24 protein-coding genes and 1 pseudogene are annotated in these 21,637 nt (G+C 67.7%); 10 read left to right on the top strand and 15 right to left on the bottom strand.

Going from position 1 to position 21,637, the window contains the following annotated elements; all coding sequences use genetic code 11:
- The first annotated feature begins 7 nt into the window (after positions 1-7).
- Positions 8-745 (top strand): pentapeptide repeat-containing protein, encoded by a 738-nt coding sequence (locus AB0F43_RS08200; RefSeq protein ID WP_360472340.1) that lies wholly within the window; start codon positions 8-10, stop codon positions 743-745.
- Here AB0F43_RS08200 and AB0F43_RS08195 read toward each other — a convergent pair.
- Entirely contained in the window at positions 702-2,147 is a 1,446-nt protein-coding gene (locus AB0F43_RS08195) for an MFS transporter (RefSeq protein ID WP_360472337.1), read from the bottom strand. The two genes, AB0F43_RS08200 and AB0F43_RS08195, sit on opposite strands and share 44 nt — an antisense overlap.
- 102 nt (positions 2,148-2,249) lie before the next feature.
- On the opposite strand from AB0F43_RS08195, the gene AB0F43_RS08190 reads away from it, so the two are divergent.
- Entirely contained in the window at positions 2,250-3,173 is a 924-nt protein-coding gene (locus AB0F43_RS08190) for a helix-turn-helix transcriptional regulator (protein ID WP_360472334.1), read from the top strand.
- Here AB0F43_RS08190 and AB0F43_RS08185 read toward each other — a convergent pair.
- The 3 genes and pseudogenes from AB0F43_RS08185 to AB0F43_RS08175 all read right to left on the bottom strand — a co-directional run bounded on the left by AB0F43_RS08185 (position 3,166) and on the right by AB0F43_RS08175 (position 5,524).
- A complete protein-coding gene (locus AB0F43_RS08185; RefSeq protein ID WP_360473065.1) occupies positions 3,166-3,423 on the bottom strand; it encodes a chondroitinase-B domain-containing protein in 258 nt (85 codons plus the stop codon). The two genes, AB0F43_RS08190 and AB0F43_RS08185, sit on opposite strands and share 8 nt — an antisense overlap.
- 213 nt (positions 3,424-3,636) lie before the next feature.
- Positions 3,637-4,275, bottom strand: a pseudogene (locus AB0F43_RS08180) (cellulase family glycosylhydrolase); the annotation flags it as partial.
- Positions 4,276-4,615: 340 nt separating this feature from the next.
- A complete protein-coding gene (locus AB0F43_RS08175; RefSeq protein ID WP_360472331.1) occupies positions 4,616-5,524 on the bottom strand; it encodes a LysR family transcriptional regulator in 909 nt (302 codons plus the stop codon).
- Positions 5,525-5,597: 73 nt separating this feature from the next.
- Here AB0F43_RS08175 and AB0F43_RS08170 point away from each other — a divergent pair, with 73 nt between their 5' ends.
- Positions 5,598-6,503, top strand: a complete 906-nt coding sequence (locus tag AB0F43_RS08170; RefSeq protein ID WP_360472328.1) for an EamA family transporter — start codon at positions 5,598-5,600, stop codon at positions 6,501-6,503.
- On the opposite strand, the gene AB0F43_RS08165 is transcribed toward AB0F43_RS08170, so the two are convergent.
- On the bottom strand, positions 6,489-7,124 hold the full coding sequence (locus tag AB0F43_RS08165) for a flavin reductase family protein (RefSeq protein ID WP_360472325.1): 636 nt from the start codon (positions 7,122-7,124) through the stop codon (positions 6,489-6,491). The genes AB0F43_RS08170 and AB0F43_RS08165 overlap by 15 nt on opposite strands.
- 33 nt (positions 7,125-7,157) lie before the next feature.
- Here AB0F43_RS08165 and AB0F43_RS08160 point away from each other — a divergent pair, with 33 nt between their 5' ends.
- The gene (locus AB0F43_RS08160; protein ID WP_360472323.1) at positions 7,158-8,255 is read left to right on the top strand and encodes a serpin family protein; all 1,098 of its coding nucleotides are present in this window, start codon (positions 7,158-7,160) and stop codon (positions 8,253-8,255) included.
- 97 nt (positions 8,256-8,352) lie between these two features.
- On the opposite strand, the gene AB0F43_RS08155 is transcribed toward AB0F43_RS08160, so the two are convergent.
- Positions 8,353-9,072, bottom strand: a complete 720-nt coding sequence (locus AB0F43_RS08155) for a TIGR03943 family protein (protein WP_360472320.1) — start codon at positions 9,070-9,072, stop codon at positions 8,353-8,355.
- Entirely contained in the window at positions 9,069-10,094 is a 1,026-nt protein-coding gene (locus tag AB0F43_RS08150; protein ID WP_360472317.1) for a permease, read from the bottom strand. Before AB0F43_RS08150 ends, AB0F43_RS08155 begins: the two co-directional genes overlap by 4 nt.
- Before the next feature lie 228 nt (positions 10,095-10,322).
- Here AB0F43_RS08150 and AB0F43_RS08145 point away from each other — a divergent pair, with 228 nt between their 5' ends.
- The gene (locus AB0F43_RS08145; protein WP_360472314.1) at positions 10,323-11,486 is read left to right on the top strand and encodes a serpin family protein; all 1,164 of its coding nucleotides are present in this window, start codon (positions 10,323-10,325) and stop codon (positions 11,484-11,486) included.
- Here the strand turns inward: AB0F43_RS08145 and AB0F43_RS08140 are convergent.
- On the bottom strand, positions 11,467-12,015 hold the full coding sequence (locus tag AB0F43_RS08140; protein ID WP_360472311.1) for a TetR family transcriptional regulator: 549 nt from the start codon (positions 12,013-12,015) through the stop codon (positions 11,467-11,469). The two genes, AB0F43_RS08145 and AB0F43_RS08140, sit on opposite strands and share 20 nt — an antisense overlap.
- A gap of 66 nt (positions 12,016-12,081) precedes the next feature.
- Positions 12,082-12,501, bottom strand: coding sequence for an SRPBCC family protein (locus AB0F43_RS08135; protein ID WP_360472308.1), 420 nt, complete (start codon positions 12,499-12,501; stop codon positions 12,082-12,084).
- Positions 12,502-12,597: 96 nt separating this feature from the next.
- Between AB0F43_RS08135 and AB0F43_RS08130 the strand changes: the two genes are divergently transcribed.
- The 5 genes from AB0F43_RS08130 (at position 12,598) to AB0F43_RS08110 (ending at position 17,038) form a co-directional block, all read left to right on the top strand.
- Positions 12,598-12,792, top strand: a complete 195-nt coding sequence (locus AB0F43_RS08130) for a hypothetical protein (RefSeq protein WP_360472305.1) — start codon at positions 12,598-12,600, stop codon at positions 12,790-12,792.
- Between the two features lie 10 nt (positions 12,793-12,802).
- A complete protein-coding gene (locus AB0F43_RS08125) occupies positions 12,803-13,489 on the top strand; it encodes a PhzF family phenazine biosynthesis protein (RefSeq protein ID WP_360472302.1) in 687 nt (228 codons plus the stop codon).
- 99 nt (positions 13,490-13,588) lie between these two features.
- Entirely contained in the window at positions 13,589-14,431 is an 843-nt protein-coding gene (locus tag AB0F43_RS08120) for a nitrilase-related carbon-nitrogen hydrolase (protein ID WP_360472299.1), read from the top strand.
- Positions 14,432-14,588: 157 nt separating this feature from the next.
- Positions 14,589-15,995 carry a dihydropyrimidinase gene (gene hydA, locus AB0F43_RS08115; protein WP_360472297.1) on the top strand — a complete coding sequence of 469 codons (1,407 nt, stop codon included), beginning with the start codon at positions 14,589-14,591 and terminating at the stop codon, positions 15,993-15,995.
- 11 nt (positions 15,996-16,006) lie between these two features.
- On the top strand, positions 16,007-17,038 hold the full coding sequence (locus AB0F43_RS08110; protein ID WP_360472295.1) for a TIGR03842 family LLM class F420-dependent oxidoreductase: 1,032 nt from the start codon (positions 16,007-16,009) through the stop codon (positions 17,036-17,038).
- On the opposite strand, the gene AB0F43_RS08105 is transcribed toward AB0F43_RS08110, so the two are convergent.
- The 6 genes from AB0F43_RS08105 to AB0F43_RS08080 all read right to left on the bottom strand — a co-directional run bounded on the left by AB0F43_RS08105 (position 17,014) and on the right by AB0F43_RS08080 (position 21,416).
- A complete protein-coding gene (locus AB0F43_RS08105; RefSeq protein WP_360472293.1) occupies positions 17,014-17,433 on the bottom strand; it encodes a cytidine deaminase in 420 nt (139 codons plus the stop codon). The two genes, AB0F43_RS08110 and AB0F43_RS08105, sit on opposite strands and share 25 nt — an antisense overlap.
- A complete protein-coding gene (locus AB0F43_RS08100; protein ID WP_360472291.1) occupies positions 17,430-18,269 on the bottom strand; it encodes a carbohydrate ABC transporter permease in 840 nt (279 codons plus the stop codon). The genes AB0F43_RS08105 and AB0F43_RS08100 overlap by 4 nt, the downstream gene beginning before the upstream one ends.
- 1 nt (position 18,270) lies before the next feature.
- Positions 18,271-19,194: a sugar ABC transporter permease gene (locus AB0F43_RS08095; protein WP_360472288.1), complete on the bottom strand. Its 924-nt coding sequence runs from the start codon at positions 19,192-19,194 to the stop codon at positions 18,271-18,273.
- The gene (locus AB0F43_RS08090; RefSeq protein WP_360472285.1) at positions 19,191-20,483 is read right to left on the bottom strand and encodes a sugar ABC transporter substrate-binding protein; all 1,293 of its coding nucleotides are present in this window, start codon (positions 20,481-20,483) and stop codon (positions 19,191-19,193) included. Before AB0F43_RS08090 ends, AB0F43_RS08095 begins: the two co-directional genes overlap by 4 nt.
- Before the next feature lie 137 nt (positions 20,484-20,620).
- Complete coding sequence (locus tag AB0F43_RS08085) at positions 20,621-21,061, bottom strand: SRPBCC domain-containing protein (protein WP_360472282.1); 441 nt, start codon at positions 21,059-21,061, stop codon at positions 20,621-20,623.
- On the bottom strand, positions 21,054-21,416 hold the full coding sequence (locus tag AB0F43_RS08080) for a metalloregulator ArsR/SmtB family transcription factor (RefSeq protein ID WP_360472279.1): 363 nt from the start codon (positions 21,414-21,416) through the stop codon (positions 21,054-21,056). The genes AB0F43_RS08085 and AB0F43_RS08080 overlap by 8 nt, the downstream gene beginning before the upstream one ends.
- Positions 21,417-21,637: the final 221 nt, after the last annotated feature.

The following is a 21,637-nucleotide window of genomic DNA, read 5'->3' as shown; positions in this document are numbered from 1 at the left end:
CTGCTGTGTGGCGCTGACGTTCAGCAAGTCGGCCGACTTCGCGATCGACAAGCCCGCCGGTGAACCCTGTCCGAACCTCGACGACTCGTTCCGCTGCACGATCCACAGCAAGCTGCGCCCGAAAGGCTTCCAGGGCTGCACGGTCTACGACTGCTTCGGGGCGGGCCAGGAGATCTCGCGCCGGTCCGGCCAGAGCTGGCGCGAGCAGCCGGGGCAGCAAATGTTCCAAGCCCTGCCGATCCTGCGACAGTTGCACGAGCTGCTGTGGTACCTCGCCGAAGCCCTTGAATACAAGGCTTTCGAGTCAGACGTGCGTACGGCGATCGATCGTGTCGAGCGGGTCAGCCGTACGGCGGACCTCACCACGGTCGACGTGGTCGCGGAGCGAGCCATGGTCAACGAGTTGCTGCTGAAGACGAGTCAGCTCGTGCGTGGCAAGCAGAGCAAGAAGAAAGAGCGCCGCGGCGCCGACCTGATCGGAGCCCGCCTCCGTGGCGCCGATCTCGCGAAGGCCAACCTCCGTGGTGCCTATCTGATCGGTGCCGACCTCCGTGGCGCCGATCTCCGGCAGGCGGATCTGATCGGTGCCGATCTTCGCGACGCGGACCTGCGCGGCGCCGACCTGACGGGTGCCTTGTTCCTCACCCAGGCTCAGGTCAACGCCGCGCGTGGTGACCGTGCCACCAAGCTGCCGGGTTCTCTCAGCCGGCCTGCGCACTGGAGCGCGAGCGCAGCTGGTGCGTGACCGGTGCCATCAGCAACGAGACGGTGGTGATGGCCAGTGCGACCGCGGCGAGTGCGCCTCCTTGGCCCCACGACGTCCCGGCCAGCGCGAGGTACGCCGTACCGACGGTGGCTGCCCCGAGTGCGAGGCAGGTCTGCTGGCTGGTGAGCAGGATGCCGCTGCCGAGGCCGGCCTGAGCCGGTGGGACCTGGCTGACCACAACACCCATCAGCGGGACCATGACCAGGCCGCTGCCGAAGCCGGCGACCAGCATCGGTACGGCGAGCTTCAGTGGGTCGACATCCGGCCAGAGGGTCAGTGCTGCGACGGCGAGCAGACCATATCCGACTGCCTGCACGATCCAGCCGCGCAGGATGAGCCCGGCGCCGTACCGCTGCTGCAATCGCGGCCCGTAGATCGATGTGATGAAGAACCCGACGGCCATCGGCAGCAGGCTCAGACCGCCTTCCAACGGGGACATCCCGGCCTCGCCCTGCGTCGCGAGCGCGAAAACGAACATGAACCCGCCGAACGTGGTGAAGAACGCGACCGCGAGCAGCAAGCCGATCCGCATCGCCCGCAGCCGCAGCACCGTCGGCGGAATCAGCGGAGCCTGCCCGGACTGCTCTGCCCGGTGCTGGTGTACGCCGAGCACCGCCACGGCCGGGATCGTCGCAGCGAGGCAGAGCCACGTCCAGAGCGGCCAGCCGAGCGGACGGCCCTCAGTGAGAGGCAGGAGCAGCAGTACGAGCGTCAGAGCGAGCAGAGCTGCTCCGACGAGGTCCACCCGGTGTGCCTGATCGGCTTTGGTCTCCGGGAGCAGCCGGATCGCCGCAGCCACGGCCAGCACGCCGACCGGCACGTTGACGAGGAACACCGCACGCCAGCCGAGCCCGAAGAGATCAGCCTCGACCAGTACGCCGCCGAGAATCTGGCCAAGGGCGGCCGCGGCTCCGCCGGCCACACCGAACATGGCCATCGCCCGAGCGCGGTGCTCGCCGGTCAGCAGGCTGGTGATGGAGGCCAGTACCTGTGGGGTCATGGCAGCCGCGGCTGCGCCCTGGACGACGCGAGCCGCCAGCAGTACGCCGATGGTCGGGGCGATGGCGCAGACGAGCGACATGACCGTGAAACCGATCAGCCCGATCAGGAAGAGCCGCTTGCGGCCGAAGCCGTCGCCCAGCCGGCCGCCGACGACCAGCAGGGTGGCGTTGGCGATGCCGTAGCTGCCGACGACGAGCTGGAGCTCACCGGAGGTGGCGCGCAGGTCGGAGCCGATCGCCGGCAGGGCGACGTTGATGATGAAGAAGGAGAGCATCGGCAGGAAGGCGCCGAAGAGAAGGGTGGTGAGGGCCACCGGCCCAAGCGGTGACGCGGTAGCGCGCGGCCGGGCGGCGACCTGAGTGGCGTGGAGCTCTGTCATACGCACCAGCGTGCGCCCGTTCGGAGCCTGGTAGTGAGAGTCTGTTTATCCTGGTATTCACAGCACCTGGAACCAGCCTCCAGCCCGGTCCACCATAGAACGGTGATCGACGTGAACACCCTCCCACCCACCACCGACAGTTCCGGGCAGGCCGGAAGCCGGATGAGGTACGGCGTTCGGGCCGACAAGGGGGTGCAGCGGCGGGAGCTGGGGGTGTTCCTGCGGAGCCGGCGAGAGCGGATTCGGCCGGAGGAGGTGGGGCTCGCGCCGGGCGGGCGGCGGCGTACGCCGGGGTTGCGGCGGGAGGAGGTCGCGCTGCTCGCCGGTGTGGGAGTCACCTGGTACACCTGGCTTGAGCAGGGTCGCGACATTAACGTGTCGGCGCAGGTGCTGGAGGCGGTCTCGAACACGCTGCGACTCGACCGGCAGGAGCGCAGGCACCTCTACACGCTGGCCGGTGTCCAGCTCGGTGCGGCGGCTGGAGAGTGCCCAGCACTCCCCAGGCCGATCCAGAAGATGCTGGACGCCGTCTCGCCGTACCCGGCGGTGGTGCTGAACGCGCGCTACGACGTCCTCGCGTTCAACGACGCCTACTGCGAGGTCGTGCTGGACATGCGCGACATCCCGGTCGAGGAACGCAACATGCTCTGGCTGACGTTCATGTGGAAGGAGTGGGGGTGCAGTTACGTCGACTCCGATTCGATGAAGGTGCACATGGTCGCCGGGTACCGGGCCGCGCTTGCGGACCATCTGGGTGAGCCGGACTGGCAGGAACTGACGCAACGGCTGCTGACCGGCTCGCCGTTGTTCGCGGAGCTCTGGGAGCGGTACGAGGTGGCCGTGCCGAGCACCCGGATCAAGGTGCTGGAGCATCCGAAGGCCGGTCTGCTGCGGATCGAGCCGGCCATCCTGTGGCTGTCGCAGCTCGGTCACCTCCGGGCGACCGTCTACACAGCCGCCGACGAGGACACGGAGACCAAGTTCCGCGCCCTCGTCGGCTCCGGCAGCCGAGCGGCGGTCAGCTGACCGGGATCCCGGGGTTGGTCAGTCCGCTGACGCCGCGGACGTTCCAGTACGACGATCCGTTCAGGTGCAGGCCGTAGCCGCCAGTGGACTTCAGTACGGCGTTCGCCGAACCGGTCAGCGTGATCGGTGCGGACGACGTACCGGACACCGTGGTCTTGAAGTTGCCCGTGTAGGTGCCGTCGGCAAGCTTGATCGTGTCACCCGGTCCGGCGTTGGTCAGCGCCGACTTCAGCTGCGCCGCCGTACTCACGTTGATGGTCGCGGCCGGTGCGGAGGTGCGGAAGGTGTCAGGGGTGCGGATCCGGTCGCGGACCCAGACGCCGGCCGGTTTGAGGACCGACGTACCGGTGAAGGTGTTGCCGGCGCAGACGTTCTGCTTGAAGACCGCGCCGGAACGGAAGTCGTCGGAGAAGTTCCAGTTGGTCCAGCCGATCTTCTTGCTGGCCAGGAAGTCCAGGTACTTCTGCGACCAGGTGAAGTCGTTGCCGCCGTCACCGGTGTAGGTCTGGGTGCCGAACTCGGTGACGAACAGCGGGAGCTTGTCCGCGGCCCGCGACATCGCGTCGAAGTACTCCTGCTGGTGCGACGCGGCGTAGAAGTGGAACGTGTACATCAGGTTCGAGGCCCGGACCGGGTTGTTGACGATGTCGGCCTCGCTCCGGTCAGCTGGGCCGGCATCAAGTCGTACGCCGAGCAGGTGGTGCCGGTGATCCGGGCCAAGGACCCCGACGGCGTGATCTTCGTCGGCACCCACGGCTGGGCCTCACTCGGTGTCTCCGACGTTGTTCGGCTCGTTGGCGATGTCGTAGATGATGTTGTTCTTGTTCCTGTGCCGGTCGGCGATCTCGGTGAAGAACGTCTTGGCCCGGGACAGGTTGTAGTTCGGGTCACCCGGGTCGAGCTGGTGTCAGTCGACCAGGGCGTACATCCCGCGCCGGGTCGCCTCCTCGATGTAGTTGTGCACCATGTCGGTGAACTTGCGCGGGTTGGTCTCGTAGCCACCTTCCTGCACGTACAGCGAGATGCGCAGGATGTCGGCGTTCCAGTCGTAGGCGAGCGCGTCGAGCGAGGCGGTCTTGAGGCACTGCGAGTACCACTGCATGCCGTGGGTGCTCATCCCGCGCAACTGGACCGGCTGATTGTGCTGGTTGCACAGCTTGGTGCCGCAGACACGCAGCTGCCCGTTGATCGAGACCGGGGTCTCGGCGGCGGGTTCGGGAGGAGGCGCGGCGGTGGCCGCGGGGGTGGTGGGGAGAAGGGTGGATGCGGCCAGCAGTACGCCGGCCGCCAGGGAGCGGATCATGAACTGCCTCCTACTGCGTCGGGGCGGGAACGAAGTTGGGGACTGCCTGGGATGGTTAGGAAGGTTTCCTATTAGTTTCTCGGAACTTAGCGACGATACGGAACGCTGTCAACCGATCGCGTGAAGTGATCACACTCGATCAGGCAGTGTCCCGGTCGGGCCAGGCGTGTTTCAAGGTCGACAGTGTCACAGCGATCGCGGGCCGGCGCGCGGTCGTCGTCCGCCAGACGGCATACAGGCGGCGGCTCGGTGCCGGTTGCAGTGGTACGACGACCACCTCGTCGGGGACCGGGCCACGGCCCAGGCGCGGCAGCAGGCCAATGCCGATGCCACGGGCAAGCATCGCCAGCTGGGTCTGGTACTCGGCGACCGAGTAGGCGACGTCCGGTTCGACACCGGCCCGGCGCATGGTCCGGACGAGCCACTCGTGGCAGATCGAGCCGGTCGGCTGGCAGATCCAGCGCTCACCGACCAGATCCTCGGCGCGGACGAACTCTTTGCCGGCCAGGCGATGCGTGGCCGGCACGAGGACGTCGGCCGGATCGGTGCCGAGCTTCACCCGGGACAATCCCTCGGGCAGGCTGAGCGGAGTGTTGTGCCAGTCGTGCACGACCGCCACGTGGATCTCGCCACGGTTGACCGCGGCAACGGCCTCGAACGGATCGATCTCGGTGACGCGGACGTCGAGCGCGGGGTTCTCGTCGGCCAGTCGTGACAGAGCCGGCGGCAGCAGTCCTCGGGCGGCGGTCGGAAAGGCTGCGATCACCAATGTCCCGATCGCTTGACCGCGTTGTTCCTCCAGGGTCAGTTCCGCGTCCTCGACCAACTCGAGAACCCGCGCGGCCGTCGCGGCCAACTGCTGGGCGGCGTCGGTCAGGACGATCCCGCGCCCGCGCCGCTCGACCAGGATGGTCCGGGTCTCGCGCTCCAGCTTCGCGAGCTGCTGCGACACCGCCGATGGTGTGTATCCGAGCACCTCGGCCGCTCGGTTGACCGACCCGTACAGCGAGACGGCATGCAGAGCGCGGAGCCGGCCGAGATCGATCATGTAGCACTCCTACATCGAAGGCGGTAGCAATCAGTGCTGGTCCTTAAGTGTAGTCCTGCCCAGACTGGACCGCATGAAGCCTCGTGACCTGCTGCTCGCGCTCGCCGTCGTCGTTGCCTGGGGCGTGAACTTCGTCGTCATCGAGGTCGGCCTGGAGAACTTCCCGCCGCTGCTGTTCTCCGCGTTGCGCTTCTTCCTCGCCGCGGTCCCGGCGATCTTCATCCTGGGGCGGCCACGGGTCGCCTGGCGGTACGTGATCGCGGTCGGTCTCGCCCTCGGCGTGGCCAAGTTCGGCCTGCTGTTCATCGCGATGGACCGCGGTGTCCCGGCAGGCTTGGCGTCGCTGGTGCTGCAGAGTCAGGTGATCTTCACCGTCCTCTTCGCGATCGCCGTACTGCGGGAGCGGCCGCGGGGCGCGCAGGTGATCGGCATTCTGATCGCGTGCCTCGGGATGGTGCTCATCATGCTGGATCGCGGCCTCGCGGCACCGCTCGGCGCACTGTCCCTGGTCATCGCCGCCGGCGCGAGCTGGGGTGTCGCCAACACGGTCACCCGGCACGCGAAACCACAGGACACCCTGCGCTTCATGATCTGGGTCAGCGCGGTGGCCGTCGTACCGCTGCTCGTCTTGTCGCTCCTCACCGAGGGACCGCGGGCAGACCTGGATGCGCTGCGAAGCATCGACCTGACCGGGATCGGCGCGCTCGGCTACCTGGCCTTCGTCGCGACGCTGTTCGGCTTCGGCGTGTGGGGATACCTGCTGCGTCAGTACGACGCCAGCATGGTCGCGCCGTTCTCGCTGCTGGTTCCCGTCGTCGGGATGGCGGCTGCGTGGCTCTGGCGCGGTGAGGCGATCGGCGTCCAGCAGGCGATCGCCACGGTCCTGATCATCGGCGGCATGGCGTGCACGGTCGTCCGCCGGACCCCGCGAGCGGCGGAGTCCGGCGAACGGCTCGAGCCGGAGTTAGTTGGCCGGTAACGGCATCGGCGGCATCTGCCAGCCGCGGGCCAACGACGACGCGTACGCCGGTGTGCCGCCGGCGAAGTACTCGGTGAACTTCATGATCAGCGGGTCCCAGCGGAGCGGATCGATGTAGCGGTCGTTGCTCATCAGCAGCTCCTCGTGGACGTGCACGCGCTCGATCTTCATCTCCAGCGCACACAGGTGGGAATCCGGTCCGCCGATGTCGTGGATCGCTTCGATCCGGCCCTCGAGGTTGATCGGGCTCTCCACGACCGCGTCCACGTCGACCAGTTCGCCCGGTTCGCGGGTCAGGCCGGCGGCGGCGAACTTGTCCGGCTCGTAGCGGTAGCCGCGGGCGCGCTTGGCGTCGGACATCTCCCGCGACCCGGTCAGCAAGGCGATCCGGTCGAGTGCCGCGACCATCGCGGGGTCGACCAGGTTGAGAATGCAGTCCGGGCGCTCGGCGAGGTTCTTCACCGTCTGCGCGCTGGTGCCCATCCCCAGCATCGCGGTGTACCCGAGCCACCAGGCGGACGACATCGGGCCGAGGTTCGTGCTCCCGTCCGGGTTGCGGGAGCTGATCAGGACGACCGGCGTACCGAAGTACAGGACCTTGGGTTCAACAGTTCGCTTCACGGAGGTAGAACGGTGATGGGCGAGGATGTGTGAGTGGATGCCCACCAAGTCAGCCGCCTGACCGCTCGCTGGATCGAGCAGCTGTCAGGTGAGGAAAGCACCGTCATCTCCGGGCTCGGCGTGCAACCGCTGCTCGCCATCCTGGCGGAACTCGCCGACGGCCCGGCGCGGGAGGAACTCGCCGAAGCAGCAGGCGGACAGTACGCCGGCCTGCTGCAGACTCCCGAGCTCCGGATGGGCCTCGGGCTGTGGACGCGACCGGAGATCCCGCTGCAGCCGGGGGTGGATCGGCTGGTGCCGCTGGAGGTGCGCGGACTGCTGACGGATCAGGCGGCGCTCGATGCGTGGGTGATCGAGCAGACGGGCGGTCTGCTCAAGCGGATGCCGATCCAGCTCAACGACGACGTGCTGCTGGTGCTCGCGTCCGCGCTGGCGCTGCAGACCAAGTGGGTGCTGCCGTTCAACGAGTACCCGCGGGATGACCGGCGTTGGCTCAGCCGGGCCGACCAGGACCTCGAGAGCCTGCGTGTGTACGACGGTCCGGCCGGTCCGCTGACAGTGGTGACGGTCGTGGGGACAGGGGAGTTCGACGTACGGCTGATCGCTGGTGAGCCTGGTCGCGGGCGTGGCGCCGTACTGGCTGCTGCCCTTGAACCGAGCGGTGAGGGGATCGGCGGTGCCGAGCTGCTTGCCGGTGCGCCGTCCTCCCGGTGGAAGCGACTGTTCTCGAAGGAACGGCCCGCACCGGCCGTCGAGGTGATCGAGTCGATATCACCGGTGCCGACGGTGGTGTTGTCGATGCCGTACTTCGAGGTCGACGCGGAGCACGACTTGCTCGAGCATGCCGAGGTGTTCGGGCTGACGTCGGCGATGGACACACGGCGCGGGCACTTTCCCGGCCTGAGCCCGTTCCCGCTCGCGGTGAGTCAGGCCAAGCAGGCGGTGATGGCCCGCTTCTCCGCCACCGGCTTCGAAGCAGCCGCCGTCACCACGATGCCGATGGCCGCCGGGTCCGCCCCGACACCAGGCGGCAAGGCGCTGAAGGTGACCTTGGACCACCCCTTCGCCTTCATCGCCGTACACCGCCCCACCGGGATCCCTGTCGTCGCCGGCTGGGTGGCAAGTACCTAACGACAGGACGTAGTCGTCGTCTACTACACCGGGGGCTTCCGCCCGGCAGACGGCTGAGACGGCGTCCGGAGCGGACTGTCTCCTGTCGTTCGGTCCCTCACTCGTAGGGATTCGCGGGGGCAGTGACCGGCTTGACGGTTTCCACGGTGAGGGCGGCGACGTCGCCGTCCGCGCGTTTGGTGGGTTCGGCCCACTGGCCTGTGACGGTCACCCATTGGTTCTTCGGCGGGGCGGCCTGGCCGCGGGCCTCGACCATGAACGCGGTGCCGTCCGCGACGCAGCAGGTCAGGCCGATGCGGGTCACGTACCAGCTGCCGTTCTTCGCCGGGGTGACGAAGCCGGTCAGCTGGAACGCGCGGCCCTTCATGCTCTCCTTCTCCCACACCGCCCAGACGGCGTAGTCCCGGACGGCCAAGGCCACTGGGGCGTCGCCCTGGGAGTTGTTGGACAGCCAGGAGTTGCTCTTCGGGTCGGCCGGTTTGGCTGCGACCGGGGACTGGCGTTGGGCCGCGTCCGCACCGAGGGCGGGTGGGTCGACGACGAGCAGCGCGAAGATCGGGATCAGCAGCAGCCACGCGGCCCGCGGCAGCCCGTGATGGCCGTGGCCGTCGTCGGCGTGCTGCTCGTGTCCGTCCGGCTTCTTCCGCGTGTCCGCGAGTACGTCGAAGACCGCCAGCGCGATCAGGATCAACCCGGCCGCGAGCAGCATCCACCGCATCCCGGGTTTCACGTACCGCAGATAGGTGTTCGACGTCGCCAGTTGCACTATCGCGGCGCCCACGAACACGATCACCAGACCAGCGACGTTGCGCCTCACAGCAACCACCACCCCACGAGGAGACTGGCCAGGATCGCGACCACGAAGGTGGCCGGTGCGAACCGGGCGGCGAACTTCGGACCGAAGGTTCCGGTCTGCAGCGCGATCAGCTTCACGTCCACGATCGGCCCGACCACCATGAAAGCGAGCCGCGCGGTCAACGAGAACTGCGTCAGGCTGGCCGCCACGAACGCGTCCGCCTCGGAACAGATCGCCAGCAGTACGGCGAGCAGCCCGAGGACGAGCACGGACAGCAGCAGGTTGCCGGCCACGTGGTCCAGCCAGCTGCGCGGTACGACGACGTTCAGCGTGGCCGCCGCGGCCGCGCCGATGACGAGGAATCCTCCGGCGTGCAGGAAGTCGTGCAGCATCGCGGACCGGAACACCTCGAACTTGCCGGTGCCGTCCGCGTGCCTGTTCTTCGGCATCCGCAGCCACGAACTGCCCTTGCCGGTCGCCAGGAACAACCAGCCGAGGATCATCGACACCCCGAGCGAGGTGATCGCGCGGGCGACCACAACCTTCGGCTGCCCCGGGAACGCGACCGCGGTGGACGCCAGCACGACCGGGTTGATCGCCGGCGCGGACAGCAGGAACGCGAGCGCCGCGGCCGGCGTGACCCCGCGGTTCATCAACGCCGCCGACACCGGCACCGACGCGCACTCACAGCCGGGCAGTACGACGCCCGAGGCGCTGGCGACCGGGACGGCGAGGGCCGGGTGCTTCGGGAGCGCCTTCGCGAAGAACGACGCCGGGATGAACGCGGTCAGCGCCGCGGACAGCAGGACGCCGAGGACCAGGAACGGCATCGCCTGGACGGTGACACCGACGAACATCGTCGCCCAGGTCCGGATCCCGTCGTCGGTGAACGCCCCGGCGAAGATCTTCCGCCCGAACAGCGCCAGCCCGACCAGCAGGATCAACGTCGCGGTGAACGCGATCGAGGAGCCGCTCGACTCCTTCTTGTCCGCATCAGGCGGCGGCGAGTCGACAGGGGGCGGGGCGGTCGGATGGGCCGTCATGGGCGGCATCCTGACACAGCAGAGCGCGTTCGAACGAGGACTCACCGCACGTTTGAAATGAAAATCAGCGTCATTCCGGGAAATAGTCGGGGTCGGGGCGGACCGCCAGGCCATCGCAATGGGCCCGCGGCTGGGGCCGCTCGCGGGGCGGACCGGCGCTCGGCCGATTGTGATGGCCTGGACGTCCGCATCAGCTCCGCGGGACCAGCCACGTGGCAGGGTGGAGGTATGGACACCGACGTCGTGCGCGCAGTCAACGAACTCACCGTCCGCTGGGCTCGCAGCCTGCCGGACGGCAACACGGTCGTGTCCGGGCTCGGCCTCTGGCCGCTCCTCGCGATCCTGGCCACCGCCGCCGACGAACCAGGTCGCGCCGAGCTGGCCGAGGCCGCCAAGGTTGCCGCCGCTGACGGTTCCGCGCAGGCGCTGGCGCTGATCGACGCCATCGAGGGCTCGGAGGATCTGCACGCGGCGCTGGGTGTCTGGGTCAGCGAGCAGTTGAAGCTCGCCGAGTCGTTCGACAGCGTGATGCCGGCGCCGCTGGTCGGCAAACTCACGGGCAACTCGGCTGCGGACAAGCCGAAACTCGACGCCTGGGCCGCCCAGCACACCAACGACCTGATCCGCGAGCTGCCGATCGAGGTCACCCCCGACCTGATGCTGGTCCTCGCGTCGGCGCTCTCGCTGCGGACGACCTGGGTGATCCCGTTCAAGGAGCTCGTCCGGCGCTTCCACGACGGACCGTGGGCGGGCGGCTCGTGGCACTGGCTGGAACGCGTCGACGGCGAACTGGACGCGGTACGGCGGTACGACGACCTGACCGTGATCACCGTGACCGGCGATGCGGACGTCGACGTACTGCTTGGCATCGGGGAGCCCCAGGCGTCGCAGGCCGACGTACTTGCTGCGCTTCTGGGGGCGCAGGGCGAAGGCGTACCGGGGAGTCGACTGATCGATCAGGGACAGCCGGGGACCGAGGTTGCGCCCGGGGTGAAGGTCGGGCAGACCACGGCGCCGAGGCCGGATCTGAAGCTGTCGTTGCCGTCGTTCAGTGTGGAGACCGAGCATGACCTGATGGAGTCGCGTGAGCTGTTCGGACTGAGCGCGGTGACGACGGATCCGGGGGCGCACGGTCACTTCAGCTCGATCAGCCCGGCGCCGCTTGCCGTCGGGCAGGCGAAGCAGAAGGTGCTGGCGCGGTTCTTCGCTACCGGGTTCGAGGCCGCGGCGGTGACTGCCATGGGATTGATGCGGACCTCGATGCCGACCCAGCAGGCCCGTCGGCTGGAGGTGACGCTGGACCGGCCGTTCGGGTTCGTCGCCGTACTGCGGGAGTCGCGGCTGCCGATCGTGGCCGGCTGGGTGGCGACGCCTACGGAGCCGGGAGACTGAACAGCCGGTTGAGCAACGTGGACGCCTCGTCGACCGCGTCGCGATCACCGGTGAGGAGCAGGTCGAACAGCAGGCCGCGGGAGGCGGCCAGGCCCAGTCGCGCGTACGACGGCGCCTGCTCGGGCGGAATGCCCGCCCGGACACACAGCTCGATCACCGGCGGGAGCCACACGTTGATCAGGTCCGCCTTGAGCGCCGCGGTGTGCGGGCGGTCCTGCATCGCGTGAGCGCTCAGCTCGAAGAACAGCGGCCCGTAGATCAGCGTCGCTTCGGAGACGCGTCGCCAGAAGAGATCGGCCTGTTCCTCGAGCGGCAGGTCCTTGGCCATCACCTCGGCCAGCAGGTCACGCTGCTGCTGCTCGACCGTACGAACCACCTCGGCGAGCAACCCCTCGCGGGAACCGAAGTGGTAGATCAGCATCCGATGGCTGGTGCCGATCGACGTGGCGATACTGCGCAGACTCGCGTCACCGATCCCGTTCTTCGCGAAGTGCTCCACGGCATCGGCAAGCAGCGATTCACGACTCATCCGCGTCCTCCATTCGCTCCGGGCGCGGATGAGTCACAAGTGACGCTGTGCTTGATGGTGAACTCGCTACGCTCGTTCACTGATTGCCTTCAGCCTCTCGGCTTCAGTGGCGATGTAGCGGCGGGTGAGTCCGGCGTACAGCCTGCCGAAGATCCAGCCGAGTGGGCCCTCCTGGACGATCGTGGCCGTCGCGACCGTGCCTTCCGGCGTACTGGCGACCCGGTGACCGCCGGTGGTCTTGATCCCGGGAGCCTTCGAGACCCATTCGAAGTACTCGCCCTCTTTGACTTCGGTCACCTCCCAGACCGCGACCGGCAGTTTCGGCTGACGGATCCGTGTCTTGGCGCCGACGTGGATGCGGCCCTCGTCGAGCCGCTCGACCGACTCGATTGTCGGTGTCCATTCGGGCCACCGCTCGACGTCGCTGTAGACCTGCCAGACCCGCTCGGGTGAGGCCTGGACCGTGATGGAGTGTTCGAAGCGCATGTACCAAATGGTACACCTCGGGAAAGCTGACGACGCAAGAACTTTTGCCGGGGCGCTGGGAGGCTCTGGCCGGGGGTGCCGGTAGGGTCTGGGGCCATGGCTGAGCAGAACGTCCCGCAGAACGTCGAGAACGAGCAGGACCCGGGCGCGAACACCCAGATGTTCCGCGCCTTCGTGAACGAGGGCCAGGCCGAGGCGACCGCCGAACCGAAACTGAACGGCCGCGTCCTCGCCCTGATCGGCGCCGCTGTGGTCCTGATCGCCGTCATCGCGGCGATCGTCGTCCTCTGAGCCGCCCCGGTTGACCGACTTGACCCCGGTTCACGTCGAGGTCGTCCGGGTCTTCACCGACCCCGATGGCCGCTTCGGCAATCCCTTGGGCATCGTCGACGGCGCTCTCGTCCCGCCGGCTGACCGCCAGCGTGTCGCCGCCGAGCTCGGCTACAGCGAGACCGTGTACGTCGACGACGCCGCGACCGGCACGATCCGGATCTTCACCGCCACCCGCGAGATGTCCTTCGCCGGCCACCCCACCGTCGGCGTCGCCTGGTGGCTCCACTCCCAGGGTGTGGACGTCGACACCCTGCGCGTCCCGGCCGGCGACATCACCGTGACCCGCGACGGCGACCTGGTCTTCGTCCGCGCCGACTCGAGTTGGGGGAGCCCCTGGGACTGGCGCCGACTCGATTCCCCGGAAGCCGTCGAGGCCGCCGACCCCGCGGCGTACTCAGCCGGTCACACCTTCATCTGGTCCTGGATCGACGAGTCCGCCGGCATCATCCGGGCCCGGGCCTTCGCCCCTGCCATGGGTGTTCCCGAGGACGAGGCCACCGGCTCCGCCGTCACCCAGCTGACCGCTCAACTATCCCGGGACCTGCTGGTCATCCAGGGCGCCGGCTCCCACCTCCACACCACCTGGCAGCCCCCGACCCACGCCGCCGTGGGCGGTCGCGTCCTCCCGGCCGATTCCCGCAACATCACGATCTGACGCTGATCGGGCCGGGTTTTCCACATCCGTTTCGAGATCCGTTGACGGGTGTGGGGGCGCGGATGGAGCATGGGTGCTCGGCTAGTGGTGGGAGGGCTGATGTCGGAGGTTGTGCGGGCTGCGTTGGTGCAGACGTCGTGGACCGGGGACAAGGAGTCCATGATCAAGGCGCACGAGGAGTATGCGCGGCAGGCTGCCGCGGCCGGTGCGCGGGTGATCTGCTTCCAGGAACTGTTCTACGGGCCGTATTTCTGCCAGTTGCAGGATGCCAAGTTCTACGAGTACGCCGAGTCCGTGCCGGGGCCGACGACCGAGCGGTTCGCCGCGCTGGCCCAGGAGCTCGGGATGGTGATGGTGCTGCCGGTGTACGAGCAGGAGCAGCCCGGCGTGCTCTACAACACCGCCGCCGTGATCGATGCTGACGGCAAGTACCTGGGCAAGTACCGGAAGAACCACATCCCGCAGGTGAAGGGGTTCTGGGAGAAGTTCTACTTCCGGCCCGGCAACCTGGGGTATCCGGTCTTCGACACCGCGGTCGGTCGGGTCGGGGTCTACATCTGCTACGACCGGCACTTCCCGGAGGGCTGGCGGGCGCTCGGGCTGGCCGGCGCCAAGATCGTGTTCAACCCGTCGGCGACCCACCGCGGCCTGTCGTCGTACCTGTGGAAGCTGGAGCAGCCCGCCTCGGCGGTGGCGAACGAGTACTTCATCGGCGCGATCAACCGGGTCGGGATCGAGTCCGACTACGGTGACAACGACTTCTACGGTACGTCGTACTTCGTCGACCCCGAGGGCAAGTTCGTCGGCGAGACCGGGCACGACCACGATCCGGAACTGATCGTCCGCGACCTGGACCTGAGCCTGCTCGACACGGTCCGCGACCGCTGGCAGTTCTACCGCGACCGACGCCCGGACGCGTACGGCGACCTGACCAAGCCCTAACCCAACCTCAAGGGGGACACACCTCCCCAACCAACTGGTTTTCACGAGGCGAACAAGTCAAGGGTCGAACCGCTCAAAGGGGACGCAACTCCCCACCAACTGGTTTTCACGAGGCGAACAAGTCAAGGGTCGAACCGCTCAAAGGGGAGTGGCGTAGATGTCTTTGCTGGTCAAGGGTGGGACTGTGGTCGGGCCGACCGGGACACAGGTCGCCGACGTCCTGGTCCAGGGCGAGAAGATCGTCGCGGTGCTGGACCCGTCGTTCAGCCAGACGATCACGCCGGACGAGGTGATCGATGCCGCAGGCAAGTATGTGATCCCGGGCGGGATCGACGCTCACACGCACATGGAGCTGCCGTTCGGCGGCACCGCGGCGAGTGACACGTTCGACACCGGCACCCGGGCCGCGGCCTGGGGCGGTACGACGACCATCATCGACTTCGCGGTCCAGCGAACCGGTGAGGTCGTCCAGGACGGGCTGGCCGCCTGGCACGCGAAGGCCGACGGCAACTGCCACATCGACTACGCGTTCCACATGATCCTGGGCGGGGTCGACGACGACTCGCTGAAGGCGATGGACCAGCTGGTGTCGGACGAAGGCGTCACCAGTTTCAAGCTGTTCATGGCCTACCCGGGCGTCTTCTACTCCGACGACGGCCAGATCCTGCGAGCGATGCAGACCGCCCGGGAGAACGGCGCGATGATCATGATGCACGCGGAGAACGGCATCGCGATCGACGTCCTGGTGCAGCAGGCGCTGGCCCGCGGTGAGACCGACCCGATCTACCACGGCATCACCCGCCCGGCCGCGCTGGAGGCGGAGGCGACGAACCGGGCGATAGCGCTCGCCGAGGTCGCCCAGGACTGCCCGCTCTACATCGTCCATCTGTCCGCGAGCCAAGCGTTGGAGCACGTCGCCCAAGCGCGCGACGCCGGCCGGAACGTGTTCGCCGAGACCTGCCCGCAGTACCTGTACCTCACCCTCGAGGACCAGCTCGGCGCACCAGGGTTCGAGGGTGCGAAGTGGGTGTGCTCGACCCCACTGCGGAGCAAGCACGAGTCGCACGCGAAGGATCTGTGGAAAGGCTTGCGCAGCAACGATCTGGCCATCGTGTCGACCGATCACTGCCCGTTCTGCATGAAGGACCAGAAGGAGCTCGGCCGCGGCGACTTCTCCAAGATCCCGAACGGCATCGGCGGTGTCGAGCACCGGGTCGACCTGATCTACCAAGGGGTCGTGGACGGGCAGTTGTCTCTGGAACGCTGGGTGGAGACGATCGCGACCACGCCGGCCAGGATGTTCGGGCTCTACCCGCGGAAAGGGATCGTCGCCCCCGGCTCCGACGCGGACCTGGTCGTCTACGACCCGAACGCGACCACCCGGATCAGCGTCGACACCCACCACATGAACATGGACTACTCGGCGTACGAAGGGGTCGAGATCAAGGGCGGGGTGGGCACCGTGATCTCGCGCGGCGAGGTGATCGTGGCTGACGGCAACTACCATGGCCGCAAGGGCCGGGGGAAGTTCCTGCAGCGCGGCCTGTCGTCGTATCTGGTGTAGGGGGATCGACCGTGGACTTCGGAGTGGTGTTCCAGTGTGATCCGCCCGCGTCCGCGGTGGTCGACCTTGCCCGCAAGGCCGAGGACGCCGGGTTCGGCTACGTCTGGACGTTCGACTCGCACCTGCTCTGGCAGGAGCCGTTCGTCATCTACAGCCAGATCCTGGCGACCACCGAGCGGGTCGTCGTCGGCCCGATGGTGACGAATCCGGGCACCCGGGACTGGACCGTGATCGCGTCCCAGTTCGCCACCCTGAACGAGATGTTCGGGAACCGGACGATCTGCGGCATCGGCCGCGGCGACTCCGCGCTGCGCACCCTGGGTGCCAAACCCGGCACCATCGAGGAGCTGAAGCAGTGCGTCGACGTGGTCCGCTCGCTGGCCTGCGGCGAGACGGTCGAGTACCGCGGCCAGCAGCTGAAGTTCGCCTGGGTCGAGAACGGCGCACTGGACGTCTGGGTCGCGGCGTACGGCCCGAAGGCGCTGGCCGCGACCGGTCAGGTCGGCGACGGGTACATCCTGCAACTGGCCGACCCCGACATCGCCGAGTGGATGATCGCCGCGGTACGACGTTCCGCCGAAGAGGCGGGTCGTGATCCGGCCGCGATCAAGTTCTGCGTCGCGGCGCCGGCGTACGTCGGGGACGACCTCGAGCATCAGCGGGATCAGACCCGGTGGTTCGGCGGGATGGTCGGCAACCACGTGGCCGACATCGTCACGCGGTACGGGACGTCAGCCGCGGTGCCGAAGGCGCTGACCGACTACATCGAGGGCCGCAAAGGCTACGACTACGCGCAGCACGGCCGGGCCGGCAACACCCATGCGGATTTCGTCCCCGACGAGGTGGTCGACCGGTTCTGCATCCTCGGCCCGGTCGACAACCACCTCGCGCGGCTCTCGGCGCTGAAGTCGCTCGGTGTGGATCAGTTCGCGCTCTACCTCCAGCACGACGCCAAGGAAGAGACCCTGGCCGCGTACGGCCGGGACATCATCCCGGTGTTCTCACACCCGGTGGTTGGTCAGGGGTTCGGAGTCCAGCGGTAGGACTCGGGGAGGAGGTCGGTGATCCGGACCGAGCCGACACCTGCCGCGGTGGGGAGGATGACGCGGATGCCCGGGTGGTAGTCGACCAGCACCTGCCGGTCGCGGCCGCACGGGCTGACGACACCGCGGCCTTCATTGCCCACGGCCACGATCGTGGTCAGCTCCCGCGCACCGTCCGCCCGGGCCCGGCCCAGGGCGACCAGCTCGGCGCACGGTCCGCCGGTGAAGTGGTACAGGTTGATCCCGGCGTACATCCGCCCGTCCGCACCACGCACCGCGGCGCCCACCGTGTGGACCCCGTCCGGCCCGTCGGTGTTCTCGTCGACGGTACGGCGGGCGAGTTCGATCAACTCCCGATCCGCATCGGTCAACGGCTCCAGCTCGATCCCGGTCATTCGCTGATACCCGACCTTTCCACGCCCTGGACGATCCAGCGCTGCAAGAAGATGAAGACGACCACCAACGGCCCGATGGCGATGGCGGCCGCGATGAACAGTTGTGGCAGGTTGATCGTCTGCGCGGTGAGGAACGTGGACAGCGCGATCTGCACGGTCCAGGCGTTCTGGTCCGGCGCGATGACGAGCGGCCAGAGGAACGCGTTCCAGGAGCCGATGAACGTGATCGTCCCGATCGCCGCGACGAACCCCTTCGAGTTCGGTACCACGACCCGCCAGAACGTTCCCCAGTACCCGGTCCCGTCCAGCTGCGCCGCCTCCTCCAGCTCCCGCGGGAACCCGAGGAAGTACTGCCGGAACAGGAACGTCGCGAACGCCTGGAACAACCCCGGCACGATCAGGCCGCGCAGCGTGCTCACCCACCCGAGCGTAGACACCAGCACGAAGCTCGGCACGAACGTGACCGCGGCCGGGATCAGCAGTGTCGCGACGATGAAGTAGAACACCGCGTTCGCGTACCGGAACGGGATCCGCGCCAGCCCGTACCCGGCCAGCCCCGAGATCACCAGGACGCCGACGGTCTGCACGACCGCGATCACCAGCGAGTTCACCAGGCTCCGCGCCATCGGTACGGCGGGGTCCTGGAACAGCTCGGTGACGTTGCTCCACTGCAGCGACGACGGGAACAACGTCCACTCCGGCGACGTGATGTCCTGCTCGGTCGACAACCCGTTGCGCACGAGCAGGTAGAAGGGCAGCAGGAACAACACCGCCCCACCGATCAGTACGACGTACCTGATCGCGGAGCCGGTCTTGTCGACACCCGATCGCTGCATCTCAGTCGTCCCTCCGTCCGAGCCCGACGAGTCGTCCGTGCGCCAGCGCGACGATTGCTATCAGCAACGTCAGGATCACCGCACCCGCGCTGCCGTGGCCGAAGTCCTGCCCCTGGCCGAGTGCGGCGTAGTACAGATAGACCAGCGGCGGACGCGCGTACGGCGGGTAGCCGCCGGCGCTGGACAACAGGTTGTAGAACTCGTCGAACGCCTGGAACGCGTTGATCAGAAGCAGCAGCAGTACGGCGGTCGACGTCGCCCGGAGTTGTGGCAGTGTGATGTAGCGCAGCACCCGCCACCCGGTCGCGCCGTCGATCGCCGCGGCCTCGTACAGCGCTGGCGCGATCCGCTGCAGCCCGGCCAGGAACAGGATCAGGTAGAAGCCGGCCTGCAACCACATCCGCGCGGTGACGATGACCAGCCAGTACCACGGCGGCTGGGTGACCGACAGCCACGCGACCGGCTCGATCCCGAACCAGCCGAGCACGGTATTGGCCAGGCCGAACCGGACGCCGTTGAAGATCGACAGCTTCCAGATCAGCGCGGCGACGACGTATGAGCACGCCGTCGGCAGGAAGAACACCGAGCGGAAGAACGTCTTCGCGAACCGGGCCCTGTTCACCAGCAGGGCCAGGCCGAGCGACAGCACGAACGTGGTCGGCACGATGAACGCGGCGAACACCACGAAGGTGATCAGGCTGGACCGGAACGCCTCGTCCCGGAGCATGTCCAGGTAATTGCCCAAGCCCACGAAGTTCGTCGGCGTGACCGTGTTGTGCGCGTCGAAGAAGCTGAGCACCACCGACCAGACGATCGGGATGTACACGAACACCAGCAGCCCGAGGACGAACGGGCCGACGAAGATCGCGAACCACAGGTTGCGGTCGTGCCGCCCCCGCAACCTGGTCGCGAGGGACGAGCTCATCCGGCGATGCGCTTGAGCTCGGCCTCCACCACGGCCTTGACCGCCTTGATCTCGGTGGCCGGGTCCGAACCGCTGCGGATGATCCGGTTGAGTGCGTCGGAGTACGCCGTACCGGACTTCGGTGACCACAGCACCGGGGTCTGCGCGCGCCCGTTCTCGTTGACGAACTTGACCGCGTCCGCGGCCGGCCCCGACTTCAGCTTGTCCGCCTTCTCCGCCAGGCTCTTGCGGGCCGGGATGTGGAAGCCGTACGACTGGGCGAAGTCGAGCTGCAAGTCCTCCTGGTCGACCCACAGCCACTTGACGAACTTCTTCGCCGCGTCGACGTTCTTCGACTTCGCGCTGACCATCGAGCCGTAGGCGCCGACCGGGACACTCGGCGCTCCGGTGGTCGCGTTCAGCTTGGGCCAGGGGAGTACGCCGAAGTCGTCGCCGAACGCCTTCTGGATCGCGGGCAGGGTCCACAGGCCGGTGAACTGCATCGCGGTCAGGCCCTGGATGAATGCCGACGGGTCGGACCAATCGGTCGGTGCCCCGAGCAACAGGCTCTTCGAGATGAACAGCTCGCGCAGCCTCCACAGCGACTCCACCGCGGCCGGGTCGTCGAACCCGAACTGGTTCTCCTCGGTCAGGTAGTCCAGCCCCGCCGACCACAGCGCCGGTCCGCCGAGGATGCCGACGCCGCCGTCGTTGCCGACGAACAGGCCCTTGATCTTGTCCGTGGTCAGCTTCTTCGCGGCCGCGAGCAGCTCGTCGACGGTCTGCGGCGGCTGGACGCCGGCGCTGCTGAGCAGGCTCTTGCGGTAGACGAGCAGCTGCATGTCGGTGACCTGCGGGATCGCGTACAGCTTGCCCTGGTAGGTCATGCGGCTGAGCAGCGACGGCGTGAAGTCGGCCTTGGTGGTGGCGTCGAGCAGGTCGGTCAGGTCGACCAACTGGCCGCCCTTGATCATGTCGATGGTCGGGCCGTTGCCGTACTCGAACACGTCCGGCCCGTTGTCGGTCAGCAGTGCGGCCGCGGTCTTCTTGTCGTAGTCCCCAGGTGACCACTGCACGGTGACGGTCGCATCCGGGTACTCTTTCGCGTACCGCTGCACCGCCTGCTGCGTTCCGGCCTCGCCGTACTGGTGATACCACTGCGACAACTCCGGCTTGCCTCCGGACGCGCCACTCGATCCGGTGTCCCGTCCAGTGTTCGACCCGCAACCGGCCACGGCCATCGCCGCCAGCCCACCTCCGACGGCGAGGAACCGCCGCCGACCGAACCCGTTGCCATCAGCACCCGACATCTCGACGTACCTCCGCAGTCCCGGCGCGGTCCCACAGCCGCGCAACGAATCAAGACCCTACGACCCTGGAGGGTTCCGGCCGGGAAGAAGGCACGACGACCGTCTCCGATTCACTACCCGGCTGCGGGGCGTGCCGATCAGCTCTGGGCCGCGAGCAGCTTCTCCATCGAGTCGAAGAAGCCGTTGTAGCCCATGATCGTCGCGTCGATCTGCTCCTGGGTGAAGTCGCCCGCGGGCTGGACCAACGTCATCTCGGTGCCACCGGTCACCTCCGCGAAGGTGACGACGATCGGCTCGCCGGCCGGGTTCGCCGGGTCGTCGGTCATCGTGAAGGCCAGTCGGGCGGGCGGGTCGACCTCGGTGTACTCGCCGACCCAGTGGATCTGGTTGCCGTCGGGCAGTTGCATCACGGCGTTCCAGGCGCCGCCGACACGGACGTCCAGGGACAGCGTGTCGAGCGGCACGTCGACGGCGTCGGTGCCGAACCAGACGGAGAAGTGCTCCGGCTTCGTCCAGGCCTCGTACACGAGCTCGCGTGGCGCGCTGAAGGTGCGGGTGACGGTCAGGGGCTCAGTCATCGTCGTTCTCCTTGGTCGTGGTGTCGCGGTCGTTGTGCTGAAGGGTGTCGAGATAGCTGCCGAGCGAGTCGAAACTGCCGGCCCAGAACCGGGCATAGTCGCCGATCCACTCCGACACCGCCGCCAGCGGCCGCGCATCGAGACGGGCCGGCCGGTACTGCGCGTCGCGCCCCCGGCTGACGAGCCCGGCGGCCTCGAGCACCCGCAGGTGCTTGGACACCGCCGCGAAGCTCATCTCGAACGGTTCTGCCAGCTGCCCGACCGTCGCCTCGCCCTCCGACAGCCGCGCAAGGATCGCGCGCCGGGTCGGATCGGCGAGTGCCGCGAAGGTGCGGCTCAGCTGGTCGATCGGCATCTGACTCCTATTCAACTGATCGGTTCTAAACCGATAGGTTGAATATAGCGCAGGAGATCTCACTGTCAAAATGACGTATGCTCTGCCGCATGTCTTCTCCCCGTGACTAGAGGCGGCTCCTGCGCGTGGTTTGCGCGGTTGAGCCCACATCGTTGCGCGGCGCCCGGCAAGGACGTCGCGAATCTCTAGGAGCGTTCCTCTTGTCCGGCACCACTCGTGCC

This window comes from Kribbella sp. NPDC023972 (genome assembly GCF_040639075.1).
Classification (GTDB): Bacteria; Actinomycetota; Actinomycetes; order Propionibacteriales; family Kribbellaceae; genus Kribbella.
The sequence above is the reverse complement of the archived record's forward strand: the minus strand, read 5'-3'. Positions and strand labels throughout refer to the sequence as shown.

Excerpts from the sequence above, each read along its gene's own strand:
- AB0F43_RS08095 (WP_360472288.1), bottom strand. The coding sequence starts at position 19,194 with ATGAGCTCGTCCCTCGCGACCAGGTTGCGGGGGCGGCACGACCGCAAC.
- AB0F43_RS08080 (WP_360472279.1), bottom strand. The coding sequence starts at position 21,416 with ATGCCGATCGACCAGCTGAGCCGCACCTTCGCGGCACTCGCCGATCCG.
- AB0F43_RS08130 (WP_360472305.1), top strand. The coding sequence starts at position 12,598 with ATGGCTGAGCAGAACGTCCCGCAGAACGTCGAGAACGAGCAGGACCCG.
- AB0F43_RS08150 (WP_360472317.1), bottom strand. The coding sequence starts at position 10,094 with ATGACGGCCCATCCGACCGCCCCGCCCCCTGTCGACTCGCCGCCGCCT.
- AB0F43_RS08100 (WP_360472291.1), bottom strand. The coding sequence starts at position 18,269 with ATGCAGCGATCGGGTGTCGACAAGACCGGCTCCGCGATCAGGTACGTC.
- AB0F43_RS08175 (WP_360472331.1), bottom strand. The coding sequence starts at position 5,524 with ATGATCGATCTCGGCCGGCTCCGCGCTCTGCATGCCGTCTCGCTGTAC.
- AB0F43_RS08140 (WP_360472311.1), bottom strand. The coding sequence starts at position 12,015 with ATGAGTCGTGAATCGCTGCTTGCCGATGCCGTGGAGCACTTCGCGAAG.
- AB0F43_RS08120 (WP_360472299.1), top strand. The coding sequence starts at position 13,589 with ATGTCGGAGGTTGTGCGGGCTGCGTTGGTGCAGACGTCGTGGACCGGG.
- AB0F43_RS08090 (WP_360472285.1), bottom strand. The coding sequence starts at position 20,483 with ATGTCGGGTGCTGATGGCAACGGGTTCGGTCGGCGGCGGTTCCTCGCC.
- AB0F43_RS08135 (WP_360472308.1), bottom strand. The coding sequence starts at position 12,501 with ATGCGCTTCGAACACTCCATCACGGTCCAGGCCTCACCCGAGCGGGTC.
- AB0F43_RS08145 (WP_360472314.1), top strand. The coding sequence starts at position 10,323 with ATGGACACCGACGTCGTGCGCGCAGTCAACGAACTCACCGTCCGCTGG.
- hydA (WP_360472297.1), top strand. The coding sequence starts at position 14,589 with ATGTCTTTGCTGGTCAAGGGTGGGACTGTGGTCGGGCCGACCGGGACA.
- AB0F43_RS08170 (WP_360472328.1), top strand. The coding sequence starts at position 5,598 with ATGAAGCCTCGTGACCTGCTGCTCGCGCTCGCCGTCGTCGTTGCCTGG.
- AB0F43_RS08195 (WP_360472337.1), bottom strand. The coding sequence starts at position 2,147 with ATGACAGAGCTCCACGCCACTCAGGTCGCCGCCCGGCCGCGCGCTACC.
- AB0F43_RS08085 (WP_360472282.1), bottom strand. The coding sequence starts at position 21,061 with ATGACTGAGCCCCTGACCGTCACCCGCACCTTCAGCGCGCCACGCGAG.
- AB0F43_RS08105 (WP_360472293.1), bottom strand. The coding sequence starts at position 17,433 with ATGACCGGGATCGAGCTGGAGCCGTTGACCGATGCGGATCGGGAGTTG.